This window comes from Nocardia sp. XZ_19_385 (assembly GCF_015355755.1).
GTDB lineage: Bacteria > Actinomycetota > Actinomycetes > Mycobacteriales > Mycobacteriaceae > Nocardia.
The window spans coordinates 2421751-2438922 of record NZ_JACVEE010000001.1; the positions used below are offsets into that span (position 1 = coordinate 2421751).

Here is a 17172-nt window from a genome sequence, read left to right on the forward strand (position 1 = left end):
GCCACGATGATCTACACCGATCGGGCAGCTGCCGGTCGCGCACTGGGTGCCGAACTGGAACACCTGCGCGCGTCGGACCCCCTGATGCTCGGACTGCCGCGCGGCGGCGTGCCGGTGGCGGCCGGCGTCCGGGAGATCATCGGCGGGGATCTCGACATTCTGCTGGTCCGCAAGCTCGGTGTGCCGTGGCAGCCGGAGCTGGCGATGGGCGCGATCGGTGAGGACGGCGCGCGCGTACTGAACCGGGATGTCCTGGGGCACATCTCGGTAGCGCCCGCCGAGTTCGCCGACATCGAGCATGCCGAGCGGGTGGAGCTGGAGCGGCGGCGCGCGGTCTGGCGCGGCGACCGCGCCCCGATCCCGCTCGCGGGCCGCACGGTGGTGATCGTCGACGACGGAATGGCAACTGGCGCAACGGTTGTCGTCGCCTGCCGGGTAGCGCGGATGCGCGATCCGGAACGGATCGTCGTCGCCGTCCCGGTGTCCTCCAGCGAAGCCATGGACCGGGTCGCCGCCGAATGCGACGAACTGATCTGTCCCTCGGTCCCCGCAGCGCTCGGCGGCGTCGGCACCGCCTACCAGGACTTTCACCAGCTCGCCGACGACGAGGTCACCGCGCTGCTCGGGTAAGGGGCGGACACTTCCGGACCTCCGCGTGCCGGGGATTGTCCAGCCCCCTGCCCGCGCGCAAAGATTGGTGCGGTCACAGCGCGGAGGGGGTCCGCATTCGGTCGAGAAGGGAGGTCTTGATGTCCCAGCGCCCGCGGTCAACTCAGGACAACAGTGCACATGTGGTGCAGCGGCCACAGTTCGTCCCGCTGTCCGACGGCTCCGTGCACGCGTACTACCCCGGTGAGGATTGGTCGGTCTGCGGCAAGGATCACGCGGAGGCGGTCAGCTTGCTGATCAAAGGGTCCGACCGGCGGATGCACGATCCCGCCTATCTGGCGGCGCACCGGGAGCGGGCGCGGCGGCACCAGAACGGTGAGATCACACCGGGTTTCGAGGTGTGGACCGGCAGCGCGGCCGACCGCCGCCTCGACGAGCTCGCCGAACGACGTCGCCGCCGCGTGGATTGAGCCGGTCATCCGAGGTCGCGACGGGTGAAGGCGAAAACTCCCGATCCCGTTGCGGCGAGACCCGCCAGGCACAGCACGGTCAGCGGAATCGGGTTCACCGCAACGCCCGGCAAATGCGGAACATGGTGGAACACCGACAAATTCATGATCGGCGTGGGCAGCCGCATGGACGGCCCGAGGATCGAGACGATCGCGGATTCGGCGAGCACGACCCACACCAACCAGGTCAGCGCCGGGCGCACCCCGAGCAGCAGGACGGCGCAACCGACCAGGAACAGGATCGCCGGCAGCTGCGCCAGCGCGGCGACGGCGACCCGCCCGGCCTGGGTGAGATCCCCGGTCCGCACGCCGTGCACCAGCCCGATCGCGCAGCCGGTAATCCCCAGCAGCACAACGGAAGCCGCGATCGCGGTGGCGATATGGGTGGCGGCCAGTCGCCACCGCGGCAGCCGCCCGGCGAGCAGCAGGTCGGCGCGGCCGGCGAGTTCCTCCTGCCGGATCCGCAGCACCGTCGAGACCGCCGCGCCCGCCGCCGCCATCGCGCACAGCAGCGTCACCATGGCCAGAAAGCCGTCGACCACATCGACGTTGAAGCCGGTCAGCAGTTTCAGCATGCCCTGCACCCCGTCGGAGATCTCGGCCACGTCGGCGCCGGCGGCCCCGAAACCCGCACCGAGCACCAGCAATGCCGCCAGCCAGCCGGTGAGCGCACCGCGATGGATCCGAAAGGCAAGTCCCAGCGGTCTTTTCATCAGCGCACCGGCTGCGGGCGCACCCGGTCGTGGTGCGGCCAGACCCGCGCCGAGATCCCGTACCGACTCGAGTCGCAGCGCGATCAGGACAAGCAGCGCCGCGCCCACCGCGCAGAGCGGAACCGGCCACCAGCGGGTCTCCCCGAACGGGTGCATATGCTGCGCCCATCCCAGCGGCGAGGCGAGCCGCAAGGCGGGAACTTCCGACGCATCGCCCAAGGCGCGCGACAGGTATGACAGACCGAGAACGGTGCAGGCGATGCCGTAGGCGCCCCGCGCTTGGGCCGTGATCTGCGCTGCGAGAACGGCAACGGCGGCAAACACGATGCCGGTGCTGCCCATCGCGATTCCGAACGCGACCGCACCGCGCACCGCGGCACCGGCGAGCACCATCGCGGCCGCTACCCCGCCCGCGATCAGCGTGTTCGTGGCGACCGCCAGCACCAGCACCGCGACCGAATTCGAATGCACGCCGAACCGGCCCGCCCGCAACAGTTCCAGGCGGCCGAACGCTTCCTGCGCACGCGTATTCCGTACGACCACCACGATATTGATCAGCGCGACGGCGATCACCAGAAACCAGCCCAGCTCGAAGACCGCGATCCCACCGAGCGTGGTCAGCGCGTCCGCCGGGCCCTGGAGCGCGATTTGCGCGGTCAACTGCCCGGCGATCGAGGCATAGGCGGTCCGCTCCACACCCGCGGGATACAACCCGTCGACACCGAGCGTCCCCAGATACATGCACCCGACGACCGCGAGTACGGCCGCCGCCAGTCCGCGCCAGTTGGTGCCCAGCGAAAGGCGCAGCGCTACACGCAGATTCGTCAGTCGTCCGCTCCCTCTTCGGGACGCGCCGACAGCCGCCGACGGCGGCGGCACCACCCGCGGCGCTAACCGTGACGTCATGACGCCGCATCCTCGGACGCGTAGTGGCTGAGGAACAGCTCCTCCAGCTCGATCGCCTGCGCCCCGGCCGGTGCCCGTAGTTCATCCATTCCCAGGGTCCGCACGGACTTGCCCTGCCGCACGATAGTCGCCCGGTCGCACAGTTTTTCGACCTCGCCCAGAATGTGGCTGGACAGCAGCACAGTGCGCCCCTGCTGTTTGACCTCTTCGACACACAGTTTGAACTGGCGGTCCATCAGCGGGTCGAGACCACTGGTCGGTTCGTCGAAAATGAACAGCTCGACGTCGGCGGCGAAGGCCGCGATCAACGCCACCTTTTGCCGGTTGCCTTTGGAGTAGGTGCCGCATTTGCGCGCCGGATCCAATTCGAACCGTTCGATCAATTCCGCGCGCCGCCGTGGCTCGGCGCCGCCGCGCAGCGCGGTGAGAATGTCGATCACTTCGCCCCCGGTCAGCGACGGCCACAGGTTGACATCACCGGGCACATAGGACAGCCGCCCATGGATGTCCATCGCATCGCGATAGGGATCTCTGCCGAACACGGTGACCCGCCCGCTGCGTATCCGCAGCAAGCCGAGCAGGATCCGGATCGTGGTGGTCTTACCCGCGCCGTTGGGCCCGAGAAAGCCGTGCACCTCGCCTGCCCGCACGTCGAGATCCAATCCCCGTAGGGCATGAACCTTCCCGTAACTCTTGACCAGGGCTTCGACCTCGATGACCGACTTCATGGCAACCCTCCCTTCCGGTACGGCTGTGCGCACCTGAAAGGAGTATCAACACGGCCCGAGGACGACGGCTTGTATGGATCGGTCGTGTTCGGCAGACCCGTCGCGAAAGCAGCTAGCCTTGGTACATGCACGGCTGGTTGCTGGTCCACGACTGGAACATCCGGGCGGACCGGCTGGTTTTCGATGTGGAGTTCGGTGACGTCCTCGCCCAACCGCACCGCCACCCGATCCTGCAGATCACCGTGGCCACGACCGGTGAATTCGAGATCGGCGACGGCAGCGGACGCTGGGTCCGCTGCCGGGGTGCGGTGGTCCCCAGCGGCGCGCAGCACACGGCGCGCGCGGTCCCCGGCACGCGGGCGATATCCATCCACCTGTTTCCCGGCAGCCGGATGGCCAGGGCTGTGGAAACGCGTTACCGGCTCGGCGCTGATCCGGCCGAATGGGCCACGGCCGCAACCGATCTCCCGGCCCTCGTCGCCGACGACGCGCAACCACTGAGCGCACGCGCCGACGCCGTCCTCGACTACCTGAGCGACTCGAGCGGTTACGTTCCCGCGGCGACCCATCCGCAATTGCGCGATGCCATGAGCCTGCTGGTCGGGCGGCTGCCCGGACGCGTCCGCCTGCCCGATCTCGCTGCGGCGGTGTTCCTTTCGCCGGGGCGGCTCGGCAAACTGTTTCGCGCGCAGGCCGGGGGCACGTTCCCGGCCGTAGTGCGCTGGACTCGCCTGGTGCACTGGGCGGCCGCGGTTTTCGAGGGCCGCTCGCTCACCGACGGCGCGCACGCGGCCGGCTTCACCGACCTGGCACACGCCAATCGGGTGTGCCGGGAGATGACCGGCATCGGTCCGAGCGAACTGCTCGATGCCGCGTCCACCATGCTCTGGGTGCGCGCCGGGCCGGAATCCCGGTCAGCCGAAGCACTTTCCTTCGCCACGATAGGTCGCAACCGTGGTGCGGGTCTGGCCGTCGACGAGGTGGAGCTGGTCGAAACGCTCGCACAATTCGCCCGCTTTGGCATGCCGGAACCAGACGCGGTCACCGATCCGCAAGCCCGAAGCAGCGGTGAGCGGGGTTTGCACCTCGCCCGCGCCCTCGGTGCCGATAAGGCCTAACCCACTGGGCCACACCGGCTTCGGCACACGCGTCGGACCGGTGGGCCCGGACGCGATGTAGCCGCCGGCGAAGACCGTCGCGATCGACGGCGTGGGCTTGCGCAGCACCGGCGTAGCGAAGTACAGCGCCGGGCGCGGGGTGAAGGCGCGGTAGTTGTCGAACAGGGTCGGCACGTAGAGCCCGGAACCCGCGGTGACCTCGGTGACATCCGGGTCGGCGATGCTGACCTCGATCGAGCCGGTGCCGCCGCTGTTGACGATCTCCAGCTTGCCGGTCACCGAGCGCACCGCGTCCAGAACCTGCTTGCGGCGCTTGGTGATTTCGGCCGCCGACGCCCGTTTCACCAGGCGCACAGCGATATTCGAGTCGGGCAGACCCGCGATCTGGGCTTCGTAGGTCATCACGCCGACCACCCGGAAACCGCGCTCGAGCGCCTGACGGGCAAGTGCCGCAGCCTGTTCCGGCGTGCGGATCGGGGAACGACGCACGCCCAGGTGGATCGGGCCGATGCGCAGGGAAGCGTCGACATCCAGGCACACCCGCGGGTGCACCTTGTCGCTACCGACGGCGGCGCGAATCAGGTCGAGCTGGGCGACGTCGTCGACCATGAGGGTGATCGACTCGAGCAGCGTCTCGTCGGCGGCAAGTTCGGCGAGCGCGGCGCGGTCCACCGTCGGATAGCCGAGCAGGATGTCGCGTGCGCCCAAGCGGGCCAGCCACAGGGCTTCTCGCAGCGAGTAGCCCATGATGCCCGCGAAACCACCGTCGGCGGTGAGGCCGGAGCCGAGAACTTCTTCGAGGATCGCGCGGCAGCGCACGGATTTGCTGGCCACGCGGACCGGAACGCCGTTGGCCCGGCGCACCAGGTCGGCGGCATTGGCCCGCAGCACGGCCAGGTCGAGGGCGGCCAGCGGCGGGTCGAGCTCGGCGGTCGCGGCGTGCAGGCCGGCTACAGGCGAAGTCACAACAACCATGCAACCACCAAACTGGTCACTCGTCCAGCCCGGCGTTCGCCGGGCTGACGGAGCGGGGGGCTCAGGCGTCGACGGCCCGGGTGGTCAGGCCGCTGACCAGGTCATCCAGGACTACGAGGGTGGTCTCGTCGTTGCAGTCGGCCAGCCAGCGCAGCACCGTGCCGTGCAAAACCGACACCACATAGCAGGCGATGGACTCGACCGGCTCCAGCCACTGCGTGCCCGACCGCTGCGCGCACAACTCCAGGAAGACGACCACCTCGGAGTCCATCTCCTGGAATCGGGCGGAGGTGGTCGGGTCCGGCACACAATCGGTCTGCACATCCCAGCGCTGACGCAGGGTCTGCACGGTCGACTCGTAGGCCCGAATCTGCTTGCCCGGCGCGGCCTTGACCAGCGGCCAGTAGGCGCTCACCCCCGCGTGCAGCAGCACCCGCAGGGCGCGCACCCCCGTGAAATCGAGCGAAGCGGCCGCCTTCTCCACGGCCTCGCAGATGGTCGGGCGAACCCGGCTCTCCGCTATTTCTCCACGTACGCTCAACGACGGCTCCTCGGCGAAAGATCTCGCGCACCCTCGTCGGCGCGACTCGCTGAACTTGGCGGGCCATCCGCGCTGGGATCTCCACACTGCGATCCCCGGGCTGCCCGGTCCAACATGGATCAATGGTAAAGGGTTTTCCGGTTTTAAGAATGGGTTCAATGGGTAATTACGGACCGGAAGAATGTTTTGTTACCTAAATGGGACGGGGTTGCGACCAGTTGGTATGTATTTAGCCGCTGCTTGTCGCCGTTATCCAGGGTCCTAAACGCACCATCTGACACTTTAGAATCCACTCGGAACACCCGCCGATCTGTGTGACTGATGCCACAACGCTGTCCCGCGCGGGTCCCGGCAGCCCGCTAGCCTGAGTCGGTGACATCCCCGCCCACTGATCAGTTCCTCATACCCGGCACCTTCAACTTCCGTGACGTCGCCGGCCTGCGCACCGTCGACGGCGCCAAGGTCCGCCCCGGCATCCTGCTGCGCTCGGCCCAGCTCAGCCGCCTCGACGCCGAGGGCCACGCCGGCCTGCGCCAACTCGGCGTCGGTGCCGTGCACGACCTGCGCGGACTCCGCGAAATCGAGCACATGGGCCACGACAATCTGCCCGACGGGGTGCGGCTGCACGTCACCCCGTTCGACTCCCGGATGGGTGAGGCGCCGCCGCACGACGCCCAGACCAGCTCGGCCTTCGAGCACATGCTCGAGGTGTACCGGGAGTTCCCCTCGCTCCCCGAAGCGGGTACCGCGATCCACGCCCTCGCCGAGTCCATCCTGCGCGACGAAGGCGCGGCGCTGGTGCACTGCGCGGCGGGCAAGGACCGCACCGGCTGGGCGGTCGCGGCGCTGCTGCGCGCGGCACAGGTGACCGAGGCCGACATCCTGGCCGACTACCTGCAGAGCAACGGGGCCGTCCCCATGCTGCGGGCCATGCTGGCCCCGAAACTGGCTGCGGGCGAGGAACTTTCCGACGATCTGCTGGGCGTGCGGGCGGAGTACCTGGCCGCGGCGATCGAATCGGTCGAGACGCGCTACGGCGGCTTCGACAACTACCTCACCCAGATCGGCATCACCCCCGCCCTGCGCGCTCGCCTGCGCCGGCGCATGCTCGAATGACTAGTCCCGGCGCACCAGGCCGTCCGGATCGATGGTCACCTGGTCCCCGGTGTGGAACCAGGTGCCGGTGAACCGGGCGGCCGTCGCGTTCGGATCCCGCCAGTAGCGGCGCGTGACATTGGGGCCGCGGCAGAGCAATTCCCCGTGGCCGCTGCCCGCCCGTGGGCCATACAGCGCCAATTCGGTTCCGCCGAACGGGAATCCGAGCACACTGCGCGGATCGGCCGCGGTCTCGGAGTCGACGGCCAGGCCGATGCCGCTGGTTTCGGTGGCGCCCCATACCGACCACTGCCGGGCCGCGGGAAACATCTCGCGCAGGGCGTCGGCCAGATCGGTGGGTGCGGCGGCGGCGCGTTCGGCGCGGTGGCTGGCGTTGCAGACCCGGGAAACCCCGCCGGTCTGCAAATCTCCGGACCGTCGCGCCAGGTCCGGCAGCAGCCGCGCGAACAGGCGCGGGGTGGCCGAGACCATGTCGATCCGTTCGGCCGCAAACGATTCCGGCGCGAGCCGGGCGGTATCGGGGACCAGCACCACGGTGCCGCCGACGGCGAAGGTCGGCAGCAACTGGTCGACGCACCCGCTGGCGTGCGCGAGCGGCAGCAGCACCAGATTGCGCAGGCCGTCGGTGGGCAGATCCAGCGCACCGACCACCGAACGTATTGCCGACAGCAGGTTTTCGTTGGTCAGCTCGACGCCCCTGGGATGGGCGGTGCCGGAGGGGTAGCACAGCAGCGCCAGATCACTCAGCGCCGCACCGTCATCGATGAACGCGGCGCCGTCGGGCAGGTCACCGCGGAGCACGAAATCCGCACAGCTGTCATCGATCACGCGCTGCGCCGCGGCCGGCGGCAGGCCGTCGGGGACCAGCACCGGGACCGCGCCGCTGAGCAGCGCGCCCAGGAACGCCTGCACCCAGCGGGCGCCCGCGGGCAGGTGGATCGCGACGCGATCGCCGTAACCGATGCCGTGTTCCTGCAGGCCGCCCGCCACCCGGGACGCGGAATGCCACAGTTCCCGGTAGCTGAGGCGGGGCCCGCCGATCTCGACCACCGCCTCCCGGTTGGAGAAGGCGTGGACCTGCAGGTCCAGCAGCTCGGTGAGGGCGGGCGTGAGGTTCCCGTAGCGCAGGACGCCGTCGGCGCCGCGCGCTAGCGGGTTGTCACTGGCAGCAGGCGGTTTCAGTGGGTACTCGATCAACAACTGCTGCGACATTTCGTCCTCCGCGGTGCCTCGGTTCAGCAGGCATGCCCTACCCGCCCCGCCGGCTGCCGCCGGCTGCCAGCCCCGAAGGCGACTATATGACTTCGATCACAGCCGCGGGCGGATTTGACGTCAGCGACCCGTGTAAGTCGCCTTACCCGGCCCGACTTCGAGGAAGCTGCGCACCGCGCCCTTCAGATCTTCGGTGGCGAACAAGGCGCCCGAGACCTCGGGCGTCACCGAATCCGCATGTGCCACACCGCCGGAACGCCAAGCGCCGATGATCTCCTTGGTCGCCACGTGCGCCTTGGTCGGCCCCTGGGCCAGCCGGTGTACCAGTTGCCTTGCGGCGGTTTCGACGTCGTCGTGCACGGCGTTGACCACACCCCAATCCGCCATGGTCGCAGCGTCATAGAGGTCGCCGGTCATGACGAATTCCCGGGCCCGGCCGGAGCCGGCGCGCTCGGCCAGCCGCTGCGGGCCGCCCATCGACGGGGTCAGGCCGACCACCGTCTCCACCAGACCGAACTTCGCCTTCGGCGCGGCCAGGATGATGTCGCACGCCACCGCCATCTCGAAGGCCGCGGTCAGGGTGAGCCCGTGCGCGGCGAACACCACCGGGCACGGCAGCGCCTCCAGCGGATGAATGATCCGAGCGAACAGGCTGCGCCACAGCTCGGCGCCCTGCTCGACGCTCAACCCGTCGAAAACGTGCACGTCCACTCCGCCGGAGACGAGCTTGCCCTCCGCACGGATCAGCACCGCGCGCGGCGGGTTGGCGGTCAGCTCGGCCAGATCGGCGATCAGCGCGTCCAGCATCGCCTGGTCGAAGAGGTTCAGCGGCGGATTGGCCAAGGTGAGCACGGCGATCTCCGCCCCGCTGCCGGTGGTCTCGCGCTCTAGCCGGGTGGCCTTCAAATCACTCATTCGGCCAGACTAGAGCCTCCGTCTGGAAGACTGGCCAAGTGACCGAGACAGCTTCCGAAAGCGGTTCCTACGTAGAACCCGGCGAGTTCAAACGGGATACGAACTACATCACCACCCGCATCACCCGGGACGGCCACGACGGCTATCCGGTGACACCGGGCCGCTATCGCCTGGTCGCCGCCCGGGCCTGCCCGTGGGCCAATCGCACGCTCATCGTGCGCCGCCTGCTCGGCCTGGAAAAGGTGCTCTCCCTTGGCCTTTGCGGCCCCACCCACGACAAGCTGAGCTGGACCTTCGATCTCGACCCGGGCGGTGTCGACCCGGTGCTCGGCATCCCCCGGCTGCGCGATGCCTACCTGGCCCGGTTCCCGGACTATCCGCGCGGCATCACCGTGCCCGCGATCGTGGACGTGCCGACCGGACAGGTCGTCACCAACGACTACGCGCAGATGACCCTGGATTTCTCCACCGAATGGACCGCCTACCACCGCGCGGGCGCGCCGCAGCTGTATCCGGAGGACCTGCGCGCCGAGATCGACGAGGTCAATCTCGCGGTGTTCAAAGACGTCAACAACGGCGTGTACCGCTGCGGTTTCGCCGGTGACCAGGACGCCTACGAGGCCGCCTACGACCGGCTCTTCGCCCGCCTGGACTGGCTCTCGCAACGCCTCGAGAAGCAGCGCTTCCTGGTCGGCGACACCATCACCGAGGCCGACGTGCGCCTGTTCACCACGCTGGTCCGCTTCGATCCGGTCTATCACGGCCATTTCAAGACCAATCGGAGCAAGCTCAGCGAGATGCCGGTGCTGTGGGCCTACGCACGAGATCTGTTCCAGACTCCCGGATTCGGCGACACCATCGATTTCGAGCAGATCAAGACCCACTACTACGTCGTGCACACCGACATCAATCCGACCCGGATCGTGCCGAAAGGCCCGGACCTGTCGAACTGGCTGTCCCCGCACGGCCGGGAAGCGCTGGGTGGCACACCGTTCGGCGACGGCGCGCCACCCCCGCCGCCACCGAAGCTGGAACGGGTGCCCGAGATCGACAAGCGATAAGCCGCGTCGAGACGGGTATACCGACCGGGCACGGGGAACCGTAGGAACGTTGCGGTTCGTTGCTGTGTTGGGCCGGCGCGGCGCCGGTGCCATAGAGTTCTGCCAGCGGATTGCTGCGACTGGCCGATGACTGAAGGGGTGTTGCCATGAGGCATGGCGCGTTCGAGAAGACCGTGGTGTCCCTACTCGAAAACGGGTCCAAGCTGCAGGCGCCCGCGGTGGCCAAATACGTCGACCGGGTCCGCCGTTCGCATCCCGCCGAGACGCCCGCGCAGATCATCGCGCGGCTGGAGAAGCAGTATCTGCTCGCGGTGACCGGCAGCGGCACCGCGGCCGGTGCGACCGCGGCCGTGCCCGGCGTCGGCACCATCGCCTCGCTGGCGACCATCACCGCGGAGACCGCGTTCTTCCTGGAGGCCTCCGCGCTCTACGCGCTGGCCGTCGCCGCGGTGCACGGTGTCGCCCCCGAAGCCAAGGAGCAGCGCCGCGCGCTGGTACTGGCCGTGGTGCTCGGCGGCGAGGGCATGGACATCGTGGAGCGGACGGTCGGGCATTCGGCCAAGAACTGGGGCACGCTGCTGGCCAACAAGGTTCCGGGCCTGTCCGCCATGAACGACTCGCTGATGAAGCGCTTCATCATCCGCTTCCTGACCAAGCGGATGGCGCTGATGGCGGGCAAGATCCTGCCGATGGGCATCGGCGCGGCCATCGGCGGCTTCGGCAACCGGACCCTCGGCAAGACCACGATCAAGAACGCGCACCAGGCGTTCGGGGCGGCGCCGGTCACCTGGCCACCGGATCGGCACATGATCGTCGACGCCGATCCGCTGACCGCGCTGGACGCGCGCAAGACCACCGCGAAGCCGGAATGACAACAACCACAACCGCTTTCGCTGTACGGGGGCTGAGCAAACATTTCGAGCCGGGCGCGGTGGGCGAGCGGGCCGCGGTCGAGCACGTCAGCTTCACCGTCGCCGCCGGGACCGCCGCGGCACTGGTCGGCCCCGCGGGCGCGGGCAAGTCGACCATCCTGCGCATCCTGCTCGGCCTGGTGCCCCCGACCTCCGGCACCGTGTCGGTGGGCGGCCCGGTCGGCGGCGTGCTCGTCCCGCGCGGCCTGCACCCGGCCCGCACGGCCCGCGACCACCTACGGGTGTACGCGGCGGCCGCCGGTGTCTCCGACGAGCGCGCCGACGAGGTGCTCGAGCTGGTCGGCCTCGCCGATTTCGCGAACACCCAGGCGGGCCTGACGAGCCCCGGCCAGCAGACCAGGCTGGCGCTGGCGACGGCACTGCTCGGCGATCCGCCGCTGCTGATCCTGGACGACCCGGTGGCAGGACTCGACCCGGCCGAACGCGGCTGGCTGCAGGACTTCCTGAAGCGGCACACCAAACGCGGCGGCACCGCCCTGCTCTCCAGCCGCAGCCTGGCCGCGGTGGTATCGATGGCCGACACCGTGATCGTGCTGAACGAGGGCGCGCTCGTCTATCAGGGCACACCCGCGAAACTGCGCCGCAGCCATCCCGATCGGCTGGTGGTGGCCGCCTCGACTCCGGTCGCGCTCGCGACCGTGCTGGCCGCGCGCGGATACACCGACGCCGTGATGCGCCCCGACGGCAAACTCGCGGTGGCCGAGGCGACCGAAGGACAGATCCGGGACGCGGCGCAGGCCGCGAAGGTGCGCATCGACGGCATCACCGCCGACCTGATCCACCCCGACCGGGTGCTCGCCTCGCTGACCAGACCGGTCCGCCCCGCCTCCTCGACCATGTACGTGCCCCCGCCGAACCGCGTGCAGCCGCCGTTGCCCGGCGGCATGCAGGCGCCCCAACAGCATCCCGGGATTCCACGATGATCACCGTCCCCGCCGAACTCGTCCCGCCGCTGAACTCCGAGGTCCGCAAGGCCACTACGCTGCGCCCCAACCTCGTGCTGGCGACGGCGCTGCCCGCCGTCGCGCTGGTGGCGAGCACGGTCACCGCGCTCGTGGCCGGGCCCGCGAACCCCAAGGCGAACCCGGTCACCGGCGGCGCGTCGGTCGGGCTGTACCTCGGCATCATCGCCGCGCTCGTCGGCGCCGCCTACTTCGGCGCGACGGCCACCGGATCCGAATACCGCTATCAGACCATGCCGGTGACGGCGTCGTTCACCATGGACCGAGACCGCCTGGTCGCCGCGAAATTCCTGGTCATCGGGGCTTTCGCGCTGGCGGCGGCGGTCGTGGTGGAACTGGTCGCGACCGCCGCGCTGTTCGGGTTCGGCCGGGGCAAGACCGAATTCGGGTTGCGCCTGGTGACCGTGCTCGGCGGCGGCCTGCTGGCCGTCGTGTGCTGGTCGCTGATCGCCGCTGGGCTGGGGCTGATCCTGCGCAAGTCGACCGTGGCGATCGCAGTCGTCCTGGGCTGGCTGGTGCTGGCCGAACCGTTCGTCTGGCTGGTCGCCGGCGCACTGGGGTTGAAGGGCTTCGTCACCCTGCTTCCGGGCTCGGCCACCATCGCCGCGGTCGCCGCCGGATCCTTCCCGGACAGCGATTTCCTGGCTCCGACACCCGCCGCGATGATCGTGCTCCTGCTGTGGACGGTCGGCGTCGCGGGCGCCGGTTGGTGGGCAGTGCGGACCCGCGATCTGTAGATCCGCGAGCTCACCTCCGCGGTTCCGGGCCCGTCAGCTTTATCAAGATGTGGCAAATATCCGGCATCCCACCGCAGGTCGCGATGTTCACCGGCGCGTAAACCGGGCGCTGGGCGACACTGGGATAACAGAGAGGCATAAAGTCGGTATCAGACGAGTTCGACACTCGAGTTTGGGTCTGTCCCGGTGGTGGGTAACACCACCCCTTTGCGGCTGGGCATATCCTCAATTGGGGCGCATCGGAGCACCAACCCCGATCCCCGTGCCGGGCACGTCACAAACGTCGCAGCGCGAAGAACGAAATGAGGCGAACACCTGCTGTGAGCAGCTCAACTTCCCAGTTCGGCCAGAACCAGTGGCTAGTCGACGAGATGTATCAGAAGTACAAACAGGATCCATCCTCGGTCGATGAGAGTTGGCACGAGTTCCTCGCCGACTACAACCCTGAGGCCACCGCCGACGGCCAGCCCGCCGAGCAGGAGTCCACCCCGGCCCCTGCCCCGAAGCAAGCTCCGGCCGCCCCGAAGCAAACTGCCGCGCCGAAGCCCGAACCGGCCAAGCCCGCCGCAGCCGCGAAGCCCGCCGAGACGAAGCCGGCCGCGCAGCCCAAGGCGCCCGCGCCCGCTCCGGCGTCGGCCGCGCGCAAGCCGCAGACCACTCCGGCGCCGGCCTCCAACGCGGCGCCCACCTCCGGCGCCCCGGTCGCCGAGGCCAAGGAAGAGTCGAAGGTGCTGCGTGGCGCCGCCGCCGCGGTCGCCAAGAACATGAACGCCTCGCTGAGCATCCCCACCGCCACCAGCGTGCGCGCCATCCCGGCCAAGCTGATGATCGACAATCGCCTCGTCATCAACAATCACCTGGCCCGGACCCGCGGTGGCAAGATCTCCTTCACCCACCTGCTCGGCTACGCCATCGTGCAGGCGGTCAAGAAGTTCCCGAACCTGAACCGGCACTTCGCCGAGATCGACGGCAAGCCGCACTCGGTCACCCCCGCGCACACCAACCTGGGTCTGGCTATCGACCTGGCGGGCAAGGACGGCAGCCGTTCGCTCGTCGTCGCCGCCATCAAGGGTTGTGAGGCGTTCACCTTCGGGCAGTTCCACAGCGCCTACGAGGACATCGTGCGCCGGGCCCGCGAGGGCAAGCTCACCGCCGACGACTTCAGCGGCGTCACCATCTCGCTCACCAACCCCGGCACCATCGGCACCGTGCACTCGGTGCCCCGCCTCATGCCGGGCCAGGGCGCGATCATCGGCGCGGGCGCCATGGAGTACCCGGCCGAGTTCCAGGGCATGAGCGACGAGCGCATCAACGACATCGGTGTCGGCAAGTTGATGACGCTCACCTCCACCTACGATCACCGCATCATCCAGGGCGCGGAGTCCGGTGATTTCCTGCGCACCATCCACACCCTGCTGATCTCCGACGAGTTCTACGACGAGATCTTCCACGGCCTGGGTGTGCCGTACGAGCCGGTGCGCTGGCGCAAGGACATCCGCGAACGCGGCGTCGACAAGAGCTCGCGCGTCATGGAGCTGATCCAGGCCTACCGCGACCGCGGTCACCTGATGGCCGACACCGATCCGCTGCGGCTGGTCAAGGACAAGTTCCGCAGCCACCCGGACCTCGATGTCACCCAGCACGGCCTGACCCTGTGGGACCTGGACCGCGAATTCAATGTCGCGGGCTTCCACGGCCAGGAGCGCATGAAGCTGCGCGACGTGCTGTCCATCCTGCGTGATGCCTACTGCCGCCACATCGGTGTCGAGTACACCCACATCCTCGACGCCGAGCAGCGGCAGTGGATCCAGGAGCGGGTCGAGCAGAAGCACGTCAAAGCGACTGTCGCGCAGCAGAAGTACATCCTGAACCGGCTGAACGCGGCGGAGGCCTTCGAGACCTTCCTGCAGACCAAGTACGTCGGCCAGAAGCGCTTCTCGCTGGAAGGCGCCGAGACCGTCATCCCGATGATGGACGCGGTCATCGACCAGTGCGCCGAGTACAGCCTCGACGAGGTCATCATCGGCATGCCGCACCGCGGCCGGCTGAACGTGCTGGCCAACATCGTCGGTAAGCCGTACTCGCGGATCTTCACCGAGTTCGAGGGCAACATGAACCCGGCGGCCACGCACGGCTCCGGCGACGTGAAGTACCACCTCGGCGCGCGCGGCACCTACCTGCAGATGTTCGGCGACAACGAGATCGAGGTCTCGCTGACCGCCAACCCCTCGCACCTGGAGGCGGTCGACCCGGTGCTCGAGGGTCTGGCGCGCGCCAAGCAGGACCTGCTGGACAAGGGCGACGGCCCGGAGGGCTTCTCCGTCGTGCCGCTGATGCTGCACGGTGACGCCGCCTTCGCGGGTCAGGGTGTGGTCGCGGAGACGCTGAACCTGTCCGAGCTGCGCGGTTACCGGGTCGGCGGCACCATCCACATCGTGGTGAACAACCAGATCGGCTTCACCACCGCGCCGGAGAACAGCCGCTCCACCGAATACTCCACCGACATCGCGAAGTTCATCGGCTCGCCGATCTTCCATGTCAACGGTGACGACCCGGAAGCCTGCGACTGGGTGGCCCGGATCGCGGTCGACTTCCGGCAGAAGTTCCGCAAGGACGTCGTCATCGACATGATCTGCTACCGCCGTCGCGGCCACAACGAGGGCGACGACCCGTCGATGACCCAGCCGTACATGTACGACGTCATCGACACCAAGCGTTCGGTCCGCAAGGCTTACACCGAATCGCTGATCGGCCGTGGTGACATCTCCATGAAGGAGGCCGAGGACGCGCTGCGCGACTACCAGGGCCAGCTGGAGCGCGTGTTCAACGAGGTCCGCGAACTGGAGAAGTACCCGCCGGAGCCCTCGGAGTCGGTCGAGGACGAGCAGAAGGTGCCCTCCACCGTGCAGACGGCGGTGGACAAGTCGGTGCTGCAGCGCATCGGCGACGCCTTCCTGAACGTTCCGGACGGCTTCAGCGTGCATCCGCGCGTCAAGCCGGTGCTGGAGAAGCGCCGCGAGATGGCCTACGAGGGCAAGGTCGACTGGGCCTTCGCCGAGCTGCTGGCCTTCGGCACGCTGATCGATGAGGGCGTCGCGGTGCGCCTGACCGGTCAGGACTCGCGCCGCGGCACCTTCACCCAGCGGCACTCGGTGATCATCGATCGCAAGACCGGCGCCGAGTACACCCCGCTGCACAACATCGGCAGCGACAGCCCCGGCTGGTTCGCGGTGCACGATTCGATGCTGTCGGAGTACGCCGCGGTCGGTTTCGAATACGGGTACTCGCTGGGCAACCCGGACGCACTGGTGTTGTGGGAAGCGCAGTTCGGTGACTTCGTCAACGGCGCGCAGACCATCATCGACGAGTTCATCTCCTCCGGTGAGGCCAAGTGGGGCCAGCTCTCCGATGTCGTGCTGCTGCTGCCGCACGGTCACGAGGGCCAGGGCCCGGACCACACCTCCGGCCGCATCGAGCGCTTCCTGCAGCTGTGCGCCGAGGGCTCGATGACGGTGTCCGTGCCGTCCACCCCGGCGAACTACTTCCACCTGCTGCGCCGGCACAACCTGGACGGCATCCGCCGCCCGTTGATCGTCTTCACCCCGAAGTCGATGCTGCGCAACAAGGCCGTGGTCTCGGATCTGAAGGACTTCACCGAGTCGAAGTTCCACTCGGTGTTCGACGAGCCGACCTACGAGACGGGCGTCGGCGACCGCAGCAAGGTCAAGCGGGTGCTGATGACCTCCGGCAAGCTCTACTACGAGCTGGCCGCGGAGAAGGCAAAGCAGAAGCGCGAAGACGTCGCCATCGTGCGGATCGAGCAGCTCTACCCGCTGCCGAAGTTCCGGCTCAACGAGGCGCTCGACGGGTACCCGAACGCGACCGATATCGCCTGGGTGCAGGAGGAGCCGGCCAACCAGGGTGCGTGGCCGTTCTTCGGCCTGAACCTGCCGGAGATCCTGCCCGATCGTCTGGGCAAGCTGCGCCGCATCTCGCGTCGCGCCATGTCGGCCCCGTCCTCGGGTTCGTCGAAGGTGCACGCGGTGGAGCAGGCGGAGATCATCGCCGAGGCCTTCGAGCCGACCAGCTAGCCGATAGCTGAAACCCGGGCGCCGGGTGCGAATTCGCTCTTGAACAG

Annotated in this window: 13 protein-coding genes and 2 pseudogenes; 9 read left to right on the forward strand and 6 right to left on the reverse strand. The window is 68.5% G+C overall.

What is annotated here, in order from left to right; genetic code table 11:
• Positions 1-6 precede the first annotated feature (6 nt).
• Positions 7-630, forward strand: coding sequence for a phosphoribosyltransferase (locus IBX22_RS11460; RefSeq protein ID WP_194815257.1), 624 nt, complete (start codon positions 7-9; stop codon positions 628-630).
• A gap of 119 nt (positions 631-749) precedes the next feature.
• The gene (locus tag IBX22_RS11465; protein ID WP_194815258.1) at positions 750-1079 is read left to right on the forward strand and encodes a hypothetical protein; all 330 of its coding nucleotides are present in this window, start codon (positions 750-752) and stop codon (positions 1077-1079) included.
• Between the two features lie 5 nt (positions 1080-1084).
• Here the strand turns inward: IBX22_RS11465 and IBX22_RS11470 are convergent, their stop codons facing one another.
• Together IBX22_RS11470 and IBX22_RS11475 are read right to left on the reverse strand one after the other, a co-directional pair.
• Complete coding sequence (locus IBX22_RS11470; RefSeq protein ID WP_194815259.1) at positions 1085-2737, reverse strand: ABC transporter permease; 1653 nt, start codon at positions 2735-2737, stop codon at positions 1085-1087.
• A 74-nt stretch (positions 2738-2811) separates the two neighbouring features.
• A pseudogene (locus IBX22_RS11475) lies at positions 2812-3465 on the reverse strand (ABC transporter ATP-binding protein); the annotation flags it as partial.
• Between the two features lie 587 nt (positions 3466-4052).
• On the opposite strand from IBX22_RS11475, the pseudogene IBX22_RS37425 reads away from it, so the two are divergent.
• Positions 4053-4319: pseudogene (locus tag IBX22_RS37425) on the forward strand (helix-turn-helix domain-containing protein); the annotation flags it as partial.
• Positions 4320-4379: 60 nt separating this feature from the next.
• Here the strand turns inward: IBX22_RS37425 and IBX22_RS11480 are convergent.
• Positions 4380-5558, reverse strand: coding sequence for an alanine racemase (locus IBX22_RS11480; protein ID WP_194815261.1), 1179 nt, complete (start codon positions 5556-5558; stop codon positions 4380-4382).
• A gap of 61 nt (positions 5559-5619) precedes the next feature.
• Positions 5620-6099, reverse strand: coding sequence for a TetR family transcriptional regulator (locus tag IBX22_RS11485; RefSeq protein WP_228538300.1), 480 nt, complete (start codon positions 6097-6099; stop codon positions 5620-5622).
• Positions 6100-6471: 372 nt separating this feature from the next.
• On the opposite strand from IBX22_RS11485, the gene IBX22_RS11490 reads away from it, so the two are divergent.
• Complete coding sequence (locus tag IBX22_RS11490) at positions 6472-7215, forward strand: tyrosine-protein phosphatase (RefSeq protein ID WP_194815262.1); 744 nt, start codon at positions 6472-6474, stop codon at positions 7213-7215.
• On the opposite strand, the gene IBX22_RS11495 is transcribed toward IBX22_RS11490, so the two are convergent.
• Entirely contained in the window at positions 7216-8427 is a 1212-nt protein-coding gene (locus IBX22_RS11495) for a class I adenylate-forming enzyme family protein (RefSeq protein WP_194815263.1), read from the reverse strand.
• 120 nt (positions 8428-8547) lie between these two features.
• Complete coding sequence (locus tag IBX22_RS11500; RefSeq protein ID WP_194815264.1) at positions 8548-9342, reverse strand: enoyl-CoA hydratase/isomerase family protein; 795 nt, start codon at positions 9340-9342, stop codon at positions 8548-8550.
• A gap of 38 nt (positions 9343-9380) precedes the next feature.
• On the opposite strand from IBX22_RS11500, the gene IBX22_RS11505 reads away from it, so the two are divergent.
• From IBX22_RS11505 to IBX22_RS11525, 5 genes are all read left to right on the forward strand, one after another.
• On the forward strand, positions 9381-10403 hold the full coding sequence (locus IBX22_RS11505) for a glutathione S-transferase family protein (protein ID WP_194815265.1): 1023 nt from the start codon (positions 9381-9383) through the stop codon (positions 10401-10403).
• A 146-nt stretch (positions 10404-10549) separates the two neighbouring features.
• Entirely contained in the window at positions 10550-11275 is a 726-nt protein-coding gene (locus IBX22_RS11510; RefSeq protein WP_194815266.1) for a hypothetical protein, read from the forward strand.
• Positions 11272-12258 (forward strand): ABC transporter ATP-binding protein, encoded by a 987-nt coding sequence (locus IBX22_RS11515; protein ID WP_194815267.1) that lies wholly within the window; start codon positions 11272-11274, stop codon positions 12256-12258. The genes IBX22_RS11510 and IBX22_RS11515 overlap by 4 nt, the downstream gene beginning before the upstream one ends.
• Complete coding sequence (locus tag IBX22_RS11520) at positions 12255-13034, forward strand: ABC transporter permease subunit (protein WP_194815268.1); 780 nt, start codon at positions 12255-12257, stop codon at positions 13032-13034. The genes IBX22_RS11515 and IBX22_RS11520 overlap by 4 nt, the downstream gene beginning before the upstream one ends.
• A gap of 302 nt (positions 13035-13336) precedes the next feature.
• Complete coding sequence (locus tag IBX22_RS11525; RefSeq protein ID WP_194815269.1) at positions 13337-17125, forward strand: multifunctional oxoglutarate decarboxylase/oxoglutarate dehydrogenase thiamine pyrophosphate-binding subunit/dihydrolipoyllysine-residue succinyltransferase subunit; 3789 nt, start codon at positions 13337-13339, stop codon at positions 17123-17125.
• Positions 17126-17172 lie beyond the last annotated feature (47 nt).

Coding starts and splice junctions, on each gene's coding strand:
- IBX22_RS11460 (WP_194815257.1), top strand. CDS start 7: ATGATCTACACCGATCGGGCAGCTGCCGGTCGCGCACTGGGTGCCGAA.
- IBX22_RS11465 (WP_194815258.1), top strand. CDS start 750: ATGTCCCAGCGCCCGCGGTCAACTCAGGACAACAGTGCACATGTGGTG.
- IBX22_RS11470 (WP_194815259.1), bottom strand. CDS start 2,737: ATGACGTCACGGTTAGCGCCGCGGGTGGTGCCGCCGCCGTCGGCGGCT.
- IBX22_RS11480 (WP_194815261.1), bottom strand. CDS start 5,558: ATGGTTGTTGTGACTTCGCCTGTAGCCGGCCTGCACGCCGCGACCGCC.
- IBX22_RS11495 (WP_194815263.1), bottom strand. CDS start 8,427: ATGTCGCAGCAGTTGTTGATCGAGTACCCACTGAAACCGCCTGCTGCC.
- IBX22_RS11500 (WP_194815264.1), bottom strand. CDS start 9,342: ATGAGTGATTTGAAGGCCACCCGGCTAGAGCGCGAGACCACCGGCAGC.
- IBX22_RS11510 (WP_194815266.1), top strand. CDS start 10,550: ATGAGGCATGGCGCGTTCGAGAAGACCGTGGTGTCCCTACTCGAAAAC.
- IBX22_RS11515 (WP_194815267.1), top strand. CDS start 11,272: ATGACAACAACCACAACCGCTTTCGCTGTACGGGGGCTGAGCAAACAT.
- IBX22_RS11520 (WP_194815268.1), top strand. CDS start 12,255: ATGATCACCGTCCCCGCCGAACTCGTCCCGCCGCTGAACTCCGAGGTC.
- IBX22_RS11525 (WP_194815269.1), top strand. CDS start 13,337: ATGAGGCGAACACCTGCTGTGAGCAGCTCAACTTCCCAGTTCGGCCAG.